The sequence below is a fragment of the Shimia sp. R9_3 genome (assembly GCF_017743755.1).
In the GTDB taxonomy this organism is placed as follows: Bacteria; Pseudomonadota; Alphaproteobacteria; order Rhodobacterales; family Rhodobacteraceae; genus Shimia.
Window position 1 is genome coordinate 470,819 of sequence record NZ_JAGHRP010000002.1, and the last position, 12,138, is coordinate 482,956.

Sequence of the window (12,138 nt, forward strand, 5' to 3'; positions counted from 1 at the left end):
ACTTCGCCGCCGCCAAAAGTACAGGAGGTCATTCCTAATCCGAGACAGGCAAACATGCACTTGCACGCTGGTTTCAGGTTGACACGGTCGGGACAGATATTGACCCTACACCGGAACCCACATTCCAGCTAACATGCTCTGGTGATATCTCATTTTGAATGGTTCTTTTAAAGTTTTTAGGTGGTCCGATATTGTATGAACGGGTGTCCAAACTGATAGCAAGCTTGGTGAAGTTTCCTCGCACACTTGTTGATGCCTTGTTCGGTTATGACTTTTTCATTTCTTATGCCCATGCGGATGGCACAGACTACCCAGAAAAACTGAGCCAAGATCTGACGAAGCTCGGGTTTCAAACCCACCTTGACACGCGTGACTATCATGTCGGCGCGGATCTTGGAAAACTCACGGAAATCAGGCTGAAGAACTCGCGCAATCTTGTGGTGGTGTGCCGGCCAATGGCGCTGGAACAATCCATTTGGGTTCGTCGGGAAATTGATGCGTTCGAACAACGTGGGCAAAGTGTAAGGCTGATCAACGTCGAGAATGCCGTCGAAGAAGCACGCGATGATCCACCGTCTGACACGGTTGCTGCTTGGCTGTCAGAGCCTATGGAACCTGGGGGTGAAAAGAGCCGTGCCGAGGTACTGCTGCGTATCGAGGACATTTCTGACGCACCAGATCACCAGCAGCGGGTGCCAGGGTTCGACATCGCCGAAAGGCTTCAAAACGCGTTTAGAGATCGTCGCCAACGCACCAAACGGCTGCGCGTACTCACCGGCGCATTGGGACTGTTTGTGGTGCTCTCAATCGGACTTGGCATTGCGTCAGTCTTTGCAGTATCTGCCGCCGACCGTGCTCAACGCGAAGCGCTTGCAGCGCGGCTACAGTTCAGCGCTGTTGAAGCAGAGCGTTTGGCGACAACGCCGGACACAATCCTGGCGCTGCGCAAAATCTTGGATGATGTTGCTGCCGCGCAGGATGGTTTGGGGTATGTGCCTGTAAGCACGAGGCGCGCGCTTTGGCGTGTTCTGAACACGACGAGAGACCTCCGGATTTTTGATGTCGAAACCGCACAGGTCTATGATGTCGGATGGGACGCGGACCGAGAACTGGTCATTACTTTGGAACGCGACGGGGGGGTCAGTGGCTACAGCAAGCTCGGCGCGCGGGAGCAAATCCTCGCGCCGTTAGGTGAAGACAATGCAAGGCTGTCGTTTACGCATTCTGGCCTCTTCATTCAGCGTGCTGAGGGGGAAACTTGGGCGATCTACAGTTTGGATGGCGCTCTTTTGCTGCGCCTTGACCCGCGAAGCGATAATGCAGTGGACCACGCCCTGCACGACATCGCACCAACAAGGGCCCGACTTCTTTGGGTTAGCGATGATGCATGTCTGCGAGTGACTGCATTGGATCAATTTCCCGAAACGACGACGCCGATCTTTTGCGTTGATGAAGATGAGATTGACTTTGCTATCTTTGCAGATGGGCAGGACAAGATTTTTCTCACAACAGAAAGCGGCTTCGCACGGATACTAGACACAAACACAGGAGATGTGCTGGCGGAAAATAACTTGGGGTCACTTTTTCACACTTGGCGGTTGCGCGCAGATGGGCAGGCACTTGTCGGATTTCATCCAGAAAAGATTGTTCGCTTGAATGGCGCCTTGGAGGTAGTGTCTAGCAGGAGCCTTGGCGCAAAAGATGACGTCGAAATGGTGAGTGGCGAAGTTATTTGGGAAGAGGACCGCATCCTAGCCATTTCCAACGAGAATACACAGATGATGCAGGTGTTTTCACTTGCACTAGAGCCAGATGGCCCGCCGTTTCGCCTCCATTCGTCGACAGCGTTGGGAGTGGCGCCAAGTATAGGTGCTTTCGTATCGGTAGGGTATATTGATAGAAAGGTGCGCTTGATTTCGGCGCGGCCTCACGGCAGTCAATTGCTTTTGCAAAACTCTGCGTTAGAACTTTCCAAAGTCGCCTATTGCTCCGACTCAAAACGCCTGTTGCTGGGGGACTTCAACGGAAACATCACCCTTTTTGATCCTGAAACCTCGTCACAGCTGCAGAACATGGTCTTGTATTCCGACGAAATGGTGAGGGATATAACGTGCTTGGAAAACGGCCGCTGGGTTGCTGTAGCTGGTGGCCGGGTTTTTTCATCTGACACGTTTGATGCTGACGACCTCACCACAATTGACATATCAGACGAGTACGCCTTTCGACTCGCGCCCTTTGGCGACGGCGTCATCGTGACGACGCTCGGCCAGGCGTACTCACTTGGCCGCTTAGCATTGGACGAAAACGCGGTACTGAACGCGCAGGACGCTTTGCCGATCACCATTCCTGGCACCGAGCATTCGATGATTTTTGTGATTGCCGTAGACAAGAACGATAGCCGTCTCGTGATCGGGGTCAAACATAGCGAAGACGATGCCAGTCTTGTTTTTGTCGATTTGAGGGACGGCAAAGTTATTGGGTCGGTGGTGCAGCAAACGAATGAGATGGACACCCCAGAAGCGTTGGCCATTTCACCCAATGGAGAACAGATAATATCGGCAGGTTCAATGATGCGGCTAGAAGCTTTTGACAAGGATGGGCAAAGCACATGGTCGGTGCGCGGAGCTGACAATCCCTTTGTAACCTCGCTGGCATATGCCGATGATGATTTTTTTGTCGGAGGTGGATTTTGGGGCAACATTTCGCTCTGGTCACGGGATGGCACCGTTGAGTATTCAAATTTCGACCCTGATTTGGGGGCCGCAAGTGTTAGCCTCGCAGCTGGAGGCCCCAGAGAGGTATTTGCCACCGATTCCGATGGAACGTTGAAACGCTTGACCTTCGATGTTGACGAATTGGAGGCATTGGCGTTGCGTGTGTTTGGTCAGTTGACCAACCCCAATTGAAATCATCCTTCCGAGTTGTGTAAGTCGGGCGCAATGGCCTCGGTGCATATTTTGGCTAAGTCAGTGAAGGGTTAGATAGAGTCGCAAAAGGAATTGCGATGACAATGAAGCGATCGAAACGTTTCTCAAAACCATTAAGGAACCGTCTCAATGACCCGGCATAAGTTATTCATCAGCTATTTTCACAACGACGATCAAGTGTACAAAAATGCGTTAGAACGAGATTTTGGGCATCTAGTGATTTCGAAATCAGTTGGGCCCGGAGAGATAAAGTCGGACAATTCTGCCGACTACACCAAACAGCTCATTCAACATGGCTACCTTGCGGACACTTCCGTTCTTGCAGTTCTCGTCGGGCCAAACACCTTCAAAAGGAAACATGTTGATTGGGAGATTTCGGCGGCACTCATGGCCAAAGTTGGCGGGCACTCAGGTTTGATTGGTGTGTTCCTGCCAGAAATGAGGACGAGCGAGAACGGCGGCTGGTTCTATAACGAAATGCCGCCTCGTCTCGCCGACAACATCAAGAGCGGTTACGCTTCATACTGTAGTTGGGATAACTTCACCAAAAACTTTTCTTCTAAGGTAGAGAGCGCCTTTAATAACAGGATATCGCTGAAAAACAAAATTGATAACTCTCGGGTACAGATGACGAGAAATCTTAAATCATGAGGGAAATACTGGCGACAAGAATAGCTGGACCCGAGAAAAACCGACGCCGCGAGGTTTGTCTAGAGATAACCGACCCATCGGAGAAATGACCAATGTGTTTGCAACTCGTGCACATCTATACCGATAGGCTCGTTCCCTAAGAGTTTTCCGCGATTGCGAACGAATTTGCACTGCTTTGCCTGCCTCCCACGATCTTAGCGCTTCATCCTCTCCACCTTAGTAGAGCATCTGCCCGTCTACTGAGAAGTGGAGTGCATTGATCGCCCCTCCGTGACCCTCGAACTTTGCAACGAGATCGAGCGTCGTGGAGAACAGAGAGACGACGCCTTCGACGCCGGTGAAGCGCTGTGCCAAGCACTCATTGAAGCCAGAAAGGCGTCAGCGCTTAAGCTTGGCGAATGACCTGCTCCCCTGAAAAGTCCGGTATTTATGGCTAGTCTGTTCTACAGCTGAGGCGATACGCGCCATAACCCGATGAACTCTTGCGCTTGCAATAACAGCATCTCAGGGAGTACTCGGCCGGCCTTCTTTGGGCGAATGACAAACCACACGATCCATCGTATCCTTTCGGCAACGGAATACTCCCTGACCCGAGGCCGAAATGATTACGACCCCTTTGCAGGTTCTGATGTTCAGCGACAAAGGCTGCACGCTATCAGACGACTACCGAGAGGTCGCTACCGTTGCGTTTCAAGGCGGTGGCACGGGGTATTTGTCCGGTTCCACAGACACGGGTGTCCCCATTCGTGAATTTTTCGCGGTTCCCGACACGTCGGTCACCGACCTTCTAAAAGGAGCGCAAAAAAGCCTGATACTGATATTTCTCAGCAAGACTCTGTTGCAAAACAAGGAAATGGTTGCCAACCTAAACAAGCTGCTTTCGCGAAGGACTCGGCCAAATTTTCAGATCTTAATATTTGATCTTGAGCAGCAGAAGAACGCCTTGCTGAAACGCGCACCGGCGTTCGACCCTAACGACATCATCGACGTTCTTGGACTTGGCGAGTACGCGCTGCGCCGTACCGCAGTAGGTTTGATTGCCCTGCACATAGGCGTGGGGATTCTGTCTAAAGGCTCCAAACGGATCACGAAGAAGCCGAAGTTCTTTGTAAGCCACGCCAAAATCGACGGCCAATCCCTCGCCACGGTTCTTAGGACTCAGATCAAGGACCTACCCGGATTCCAAACATTCTATGACGACGATGACATCTCAGAAGGGGACGACTTGAAACAGGTCCTATCGAATGGTGTCGAAAACTCGGTTCTGATTGTTTTGCGGTCGGAGGTTTTTGAAGATCGCCCTTGGTGTCTGCAAGAAATGCACTGGGCCGAGGAATACGCCTCGCCTTACGTTGTGGTGGACCTTCGCCAAAAGGCGATCACGCCGCCGAGCGCAGTGTCTTTCGAACGCGCGCCCACGGTAAAAGTCGCGGATGGCAACCTTTATCGGATTGTCTTCATCGCCCTGCGTGAGGCTTTGCGCAGTCGCATCCACATTCGGATTGTCGAGGATTTGGCGGCTAGAGGGATCACCAAGACCAAGGGCCTGCACATCCTCGTACGCCAACCAACCATGCGTTGTCTTCACAAGATCTGTTCTGATTTGAAGCCGGGAGAAGAAACAACTATCGTATATCCCGATCCTTCAATGACGGAAGGCGACCGAGCGGCCGCCGAGGCGTTGGTTCGATCCATGTCGGCAAAATCGCTTATCACCACGCCGCAGACCCTAGTTCTGGACTGCGCGACACGGCGGGCATCTTAATGACGGACAACCATTCAACCCGTCCCCTTGAGCACGTGGCCTTGGGTATTTCAGCCTCGGAGAACGACGGGGCAAACGATCTCGGATTCACCAAGCGAGAGGTCAACCGATGCGTCCGCGAGGTTGCGAGCGCTGTGATGACGCAAGGAGGGTCGGTGGTCTTCGGCCACGACTGGCGCCCTGATGGCGTCATGAGCGAATTGTTGCATCTGGCCATTGCCCATCATTCATCCGACGCCATCACCACCCCAACCCGCTGCGCTTCGATGGTCAATTTTGTGCCCTGGCCATCTAGAACCACCGTCAGTGCAGATGACAGGCACCAGTACCGTGATGTCCTTCACATTATCGAAATGGAACGGCCAGATGGCTACCGCGCGCCCAGCGGTTACGCCGAAAACGATCCTGAACAGTTCGACATTGTGAACCGCGTGGCGGCCCTGACAGAAATGCGCCAAAAGATGGCGCAACTGACCTCAGCTCGACTGTGCATGGGTGGGCGTGTTTCAGGGTCCGGCGGACGGTATTCCGGCATCGCGGAAGAAGCGTTGTTGACACGGAACGCCGGGAAACCACTATATCTGACTGGCCTGCTGGGCGGGGCTACGTCAGAATTGATCGATGCATTCCATGGGACGCCGGTGTCAAAAATACAAGTCTTCCAACCCAGATCCGACGTGGCCCAAGCCATGTACACAACCGGTTTGCACAAGGAATGGGACGTTCCAAACTTTGGCCTCAATCAACTGGTCGACGGCAACGGTTTGACGCGCGAAGAAAACGACCAGCTGTTCGAAGCCAAACACCTAGGTGACGTTATTGGTCTGGTCCTGAAGGGCTTGGCGACACTTCGCAAAGCCCGATAGACCCAAAGATGGAAGAGGAACAGCCGCAACTAGACGCCCACACTCCAGAAGTATTTCTGTGTCACAACAACCTTGACGCCGACATTGTCCGCCACATTGCCGACGCGCTTGAATTGGAAGTAGGAACACCTTTCTTTCTGGACACCTTCGCCATTCCAACCGGCGTTGAATTCATGCCCGAGATCGAAGCGGCGATGGAAAAAGCCAAGGGGTGTGCGATCTTTCTTGGGGAAAACGGCTGGGGCCCGACCCATTTGTGGGAAGCAGGCCTAGCTCTGGAGCGTTACCGGCGCGACCCGGACTTCCGCCTGATCCCTGTCGTTTTGCCCGGTGCAACGGATGCCGGCATGAACCGTCTAGGCAATGGGTCGGTGTTCAAAGACATCAACCGTTCTGAATTGACCGGTCAGCCCTTGAACCAGGATCAGATCAAACGGCTCGCCGTAGCCTTGTCCGGCACAGCCGCCCCGCAATATCGGTCGCCTGCGAAGCTAACGCCCTATCAATTGCGACGCGACGCAGCACGCTGGAAAGAAGCCAAGGAAAAGTCCAAAAAGGCCGCAAAAGCTATTCTATATCGCGGCGCTGAACTGACGGAAGCGCAAGGCATAATGCTCGCCAACCCAGACTTTGCCGTGGTGGAAGAGGTTCAGCCATTCATCGCAGCCGCATTGGCGGATGAGCGCAACAGCCTTCGGCTTATCGCAGCGATTGCTGCAGCCGCATCCGTTACCTTCATCGTCATCGCGGCAGTCGCCTATTACAACGCAACAGTGGCAGAGACACGCAGGCTGGAGTCCTTGTCCCGTGCGCTTGCAATCCAGGCCCCGCAGGATGAGACACCGGGCCGCCAGCTTCTGATCGCGATGGAGGCCACAAAACGCTCCAACACGGCAGAGGCTCAAGGCGCGGTCCTGTCCTTACTGGAAGACTGGCGCTGGCTTTTGTCAGAACACAGCATCTTCAACAGCGCTACCGCCGCAGCTACCGCACCACGCGGCATCTCGACGATTGTCGGTTCCGATGATGGAACGGTGTATCGTGTCGCTGGAACCGATGGCCCGCAAATCATCGGCAGCGTAAGCGCAAGCATCACTGCCCTTGCCGAAAATCTAGACGTCATCCTTGTCGGCACATTGGATGGCACCATCGAAACCATTGATAGCCAAGGGCGCACAGAACATTTATTGGAAGGCTTCGGTCGACAGGCCTACATCACCGCCCTCGCGTCAAGCACCGACGGCCAGATCATGGCCGCCGGGGATCATGAAGGCCGAGTTCATATCTTGCGTCCTGGTCGCCCCGTAATCACTCATGACACAGGTGATCTGCTGCAGATCGACGCGCTTGCCATCTCACCTGACAAGACCCGCATTGTGGCCTTATCCGGCTTGCATCGTCTTGTTGTCTATGAGGGCCCAAAATGGAAGGAAACGCTTCGTTGGCCTCTGAACGCCAGTGCCTTGGATGCCGCCTTCCTAGACGACGGTCGCCTTGTTTGGATCACGACGAACGGCTTGATGCGCCAGGTCTCATTCGAGGATGGCGACATCACGATTGACGATAGCTACCAATTCAATGGTTTCTTCGCGCACGCCAGGATCGAACCAGGCAGCGGGTTGGTCGCCCTTGGCGAGGTTGGTGGCTTTGTCCAAATGGCGAACCTTTATGGGCACGAAATCGCCTTTGAACGGATCCGGGCACATTCTGATACCATCTCTGGGCTTTCCATTTTGAGGGACACGGGCACACTTGTTACGACCGCGCAAAACGGCAGCATTTCTACTTGGACTCTGGATGAGTTGGTGGGTTTCGGCCAACGGCTGCCGTCGCTGATTTCCGAACCCGTGGCACTTTTGGTGAAAGCCGATGGTACGGTCCTGGGCGCGACACGCAGCCAGCACGACGCCGTGGTCTGGCGACTCGATCAGGATCAGTGGGTTCAGATGTCAGACCTTGTGGCCGCAACCGTCGAGGTGCTGGGCGAGGACGTGGGCGTATTGCCCAACCTGGCAACTGACAGCGACGGGTTTGTGGATGTCTCGACTACGTTGATTGACCAGATTTCACTTCACAAGTTTGGCGTTGCCTGGTCTACTTGGAATGGTGCTGTTCTATGGCTGCCTTTCGCCAAGGATGCGCGTCCCCGACTAATTCGCGACGCGAACAACTACGGGCATATCTTGTTGGCCATCGCTCCGTCGGGCAGGAATATCGCCGTGACCGAGGCCGGTTCCGGCGAAATCCAAATTTTTGACACGGACACCGCGACTCATGCGTCATCGGTTTTCGCAGCAGAGCCTGTTGAGACAATGGCCTTCAACCCATCTGGAGACCAGCTTGCGATCGGAACAGCACGGGGCAGCGTTGCAATTGCCGCATTGACGCAAGAGACACCAACCGATTTACCCGACCTGCACGCAGCTCCCATCTCGGGGGCGATCTGGCTTGGTGAAGATGCCTTAGTGACTTACGCAAGCGGCGGCAGCAATGACCGTGGCTTGTTGTTCCATCTTCCAGGCGACGCAGACGCAACCCTTCGTGTGGCGTCGCGCAAGCCCGGAGGCGCGGTCACGGCCTCGGACTACAATTCGGCTTTGGACCTAATTGCCGTCACCGATCATGACGGCTTAGTGCACTTATGGCGCGCGAGCGAGCGGCGCTTTGTGCAGTCACTCTATTTCGGTGGGTCGTATTTGTCCGCCGTTGCTCTTGATCCAATGGAGCAGCGCGTCATCGCAACAGAGGGCAACGGAAATCTCTGGTCTTGGCCGCTGTCACTTGAACAATTGGAGGCCACAATCTGTGAAAAAGTAGGACGCGGATTGACCGCGGTTGAGTGGAGGGAATTGATGCCGGATGAGGATTTCGCGCCAGTTTGCACAACAGACTGACAACACAAATTTGCGAAGACTAAAGAAAGGTGATGCGATCAGGTAAATTCAAACCGAAATCACAATGGAAGTCCCAATTGTTCTGAGTGACGCAACTACCCTGTTTGGTGTAAGCTTAGAGGATACAATTGATAGAAGCCTTTTTCATATGATTCCGACATCCCTACAGGTTCTGACCTTATCTTGCGAGGATTGCCCGTCAGCCCGAGAGTAAAGGCGTGTTGTACCGACAACACACAGGAGACAAAGCCGATGGTCAAAAAAACTCGTCCGAATTATTCCGCTGACCAATTTGCGGCTCATGAGTTTTTGACAGAGTTGCGAACCCGTATCGCTACGCAACCTCTCCCGTTAAGACACGGAGATGAAGAAGCCGCACTTACAAGCCTGTACGATCTGTTCAAACTTGCACGAAAGGCCATCAAGAACAATCCAGGCTGCGATGCATTCGCCGCGAAAACAATAGAGATCCTTAACACTACATTGCGTCCTGTTACGGCCTTCTGGCATCGCAAGAAAATCGAAGGTGCGCTAAAGCAACGCGACGAGGCTATCGCGTTCCGTAACGCACTCGCCGACGTCCGGACAAAATTGCATGCGTTTGCGAATGAACTCCACATAATGGCATATGGAGAAGAGCTTAAAGACCAAATACAAAAAGAACCGCAGGCGGATCTAATTGGTGAGGAAACCCTAACATTCGGCATCCCAGAAACCGCATTGGTCAACAGGGAAGACGCCAAAAAAATTAACGCAGCGGAAAGCGCTGAAATCCTGGAAATACGGCGCGCCAATGGCAAACAGACCTCCTCGGAGATGGTAGAAGATGCTGCAGGGTTGGCTTTTTCGGGCGGAGGAATCCGCTCGGCGTCGTTTTGTCTTGGTGTGGCACAAGTGTTGGCTGACAAAAACCTTCTGCGCGATGTAGATGTCTTGTCCACAGTGTCTGGAGGAGGGTATATAGGAGCCTTCTTAAGCCAGCGCCTTGGCACTTCGTCAGTGCCACAAAACGACCCACCGAGTGTTCAGATAGCCAGCCCCAATGGCCCAGATACGGAGCCAGTCGCCTATGTTCGCAAACGTGCGGCCTATTTGTCGATGGGCTCGTTTTTTCCGACTTTTGTGGCTACCTGTCGGATCATCGCTGGCATGCTTCTGAACTGGACCGCTCCAGCTAGTTTAGTCTCGTTGATCGCTTTAGTCTGTGTCTTATTGATTCCAGATCAGGGCATAAACTGGGCGCGCGCTCCATATCTAGCTGCTGTGTGTTCGGTAGTGGGGTTGGCGTTTTATGCAGCATTGATGCGGTTCGCGCAGCATTGGGCCGAAAGAATCTTTGCGGGGTTATTTGGACTCAGTGTTTTAGTTCTCTTCGCGTGGTTGGTGCATCAGATATATGGTGTGATAGGCAACGGAGAACTAGGCGCTAAAGAGAAGTCCACATGGATTGCGATTACATCCGCGGGTGTCGTCTTGCCTACTCTGTCACGCGCCTTACCAATGTTACGCCATCCATTGGGACGTAAAGTCGTAACAGGTCTAGTATTAACAATTGCGGCGGTAGCAATCCCAATTCTGTCAATAGCTCTTGGAGTGATGTTGTTCGATTTGGGTAAGGCTGCTTATGACCCGATAGGCGGCGGTTTAACCGCATATGTGTCCGGCACTACTGCCCTGTCAATTATTACTGCTATGCTGCTGATTGCAGCGCTGTCATTGAATATCAATCTCACCGCTCCACACAGCTTCTACCGCGAACGCTTGGCGCGTACATTCATCGCGACAGACGATGGCAGCACAGAAACGGTTCTATTGCCGGAAATGAACGCAAACCATCGAGCACCGTATCACTTGATCAATGCGGCGGTGAACCTGCCTTCCAGCCGTCTTGTGAACTTGCGCGAGCGCGAGGGGGATTTTTTTGTATTGTCTAAGCTTTGGAGCGGTTCCCCTGCGACTGGTTACCTGCCAACAAGCGAATGGAAAACAGGCTCACAAGATATGGATCTCGCGACTGCCGTTGCGATTTCCGGAGCAGCGGTCGCGCCACATATGACCTTGTTAAATGTCAAATCAGTAAGGATGTTATTGTCGTTTTTGAATCTCCGTCTGGGTTACTGGATCAAAGCACCTGGTAGAGTTGGGGCTATGGGCAAGGTTGTGCCGGGTTTTTGGTGTCTGGTCAAAGAAATGATCGGCTTTGGTATGTCCGAAAACAGTAGCTGGTATTATCTGTCTGATGGTGGACATATCGAAAATTCAGGCGTTTATGAGTTACTGCGACGTCGCTGTAAATACATAGTGGCTATAGATGCTGGTGCGGATGGCGAGAACCGCTTTCATACGCTAACGACCTTAATCAGACATGCCCGTATCGATTTGGGGATCGACATCTCTCCCACACTAGATGACTTGCGTGTGAGCCCAGAAACGGGAATGTCGCCAGCCCATGGGGTGTTGTGCAAAATTGGATATCCGGAGGGCGAGGGGCTATTACTGGTGGTCAAATTGGCCATGACAGGAGATGAAAGCGAACTTGTCAAAGCCTATCATACGGACCATCCTGACTTTCCTCACCAATCCACCGCAGATCAGTTCTTCGACGAAGAGCAATTCGAAGCCTATCGCCAACTTGGCGCACATTCAGCGGAAGGATTTTTCAACCCGGCACTGACTGGTAGCACTTCACCACCAAAAAGCATCAGTGAATGGCTGCGTGCTCTGTCGGTGCGGCTTTTGCCTTGATATTGGCAGCGTCAAACTTGGTGTCTGAACTACGGGTTATGATCACGTATCCTGATCGTCATGGGAACCCCAGCACCGATCTTGCGCTCTGGTCATGACGGTGACGTCGCTGACATTGCCTTCTCCTATGTCGGCAATTTTCTATCCCCAGCTAGTTTGTCCTGGAACTCACCAGATAACCCTGTGCGGCTCTGGCGGCTTGATCCGTTATCTTCTGAAAGCTACTGAGAAGTGTTACTCCTATATAGTAATTGATTAGACCAAGTTGCAATCAGCAGGAATTGCCGCAA

The 12,138-nt window shown here is 53.1% G+C and carries 6 protein-coding genes; all 6 read left to right on the forward strand.

Features of this window, described 5'->3' with window-relative positions:
• The first annotated feature begins 191 nt into the window (after nt 1-191).
• The 6 genes from J7412_RS06745 to J7412_RS06770 all read left to right on the forward strand — a co-directional run bounded on the left by J7412_RS06745 (nt 192) and on the right by J7412_RS06770 (nt 11,848).
• Nucleotides 192-2,906, forward strand: coding sequence for a TIR domain-containing protein (locus J7412_RS06745; protein WP_209077970.1), 2,715 nt, complete (start codon nt 192-194; stop codon nt 2,904-2,906).
• 150 nt (nt 2,907-3,056) lie between these two features.
• Nucleotides 3,057-3,578: a TIR domain-containing protein gene (locus tag J7412_RS06750; protein WP_209077971.1), complete on the forward strand. Its 522-nt coding sequence runs from the start codon at nt 3,057-3,059 to the stop codon at nt 3,576-3,578.
• 628 nt (nt 3,579-4,206) lie between these two features.
• Nucleotides 4,207-5,343, forward strand: a complete 1,137-nt coding sequence (locus J7412_RS06755; protein WP_209077972.1) for a TIR domain-containing protein — start codon at nt 4,207-4,209, stop codon at nt 5,341-5,343.
• On the forward strand, nt 5,343-6,209 hold the full coding sequence (locus J7412_RS06760; RefSeq protein ID WP_209077973.1) for a hypothetical protein: 867 nt from the start codon (nt 5,343-5,345) through the stop codon (nt 6,207-6,209). The genes J7412_RS06755 and J7412_RS06760 overlap by 1 nt, the downstream gene beginning before the upstream one ends.
• A gap of 8 nt (nt 6,210-6,217) precedes the next feature.
• The gene (locus J7412_RS06765) at nt 6,218-9,103 is read left to right on the forward strand and encodes a toll/interleukin-1 receptor domain-containing protein (protein ID WP_209077974.1); all 2,886 of its coding nucleotides are present in this window, start codon (nt 6,218-6,220) and stop codon (nt 9,101-9,103) included.
• Nucleotides 9,104-9,355: 252 nt separating this feature from the next.
• Entirely contained in the window at nt 9,356-11,848 is a 2,493-nt protein-coding gene (locus J7412_RS06770; protein WP_209077975.1) for a hypothetical protein, read from the forward strand.
• Nucleotides 11,849-12,138 lie beyond the last annotated feature (290 nt).

Excerpts from the sequence above, each read along its gene's own strand:
- J7412_RS06750 (WP_209077971.1), top strand. The coding sequence starts at position 3,057 with ATGACCCGGCATAAGTTATTCATCAGCTATTTTCACAACGACGATCAA.
- J7412_RS06770 (WP_209077975.1), top strand. The coding sequence starts at position 9,356 with ATGGTCAAAAAAACTCGTCCGAATTATTCCGCTGACCAATTTGCGGCT.
- J7412_RS06755 (WP_209077972.1), top strand. The coding sequence starts at position 4,207 with ATGTTCAGCGACAAAGGCTGCACGCTATCAGACGACTACCGAGAGGTC.
- J7412_RS06760 (WP_209077973.1), top strand. The coding sequence starts at position 5,343 with ATGACGGACAACCATTCAACCCGTCCCCTTGAGCACGTGGCCTTGGGT.
- J7412_RS06765 (WP_209077974.1), top strand. The coding sequence starts at position 6,218 with ATGGAAGAGGAACAGCCGCAACTAGACGCCCACACTCCAGAAGTATTT.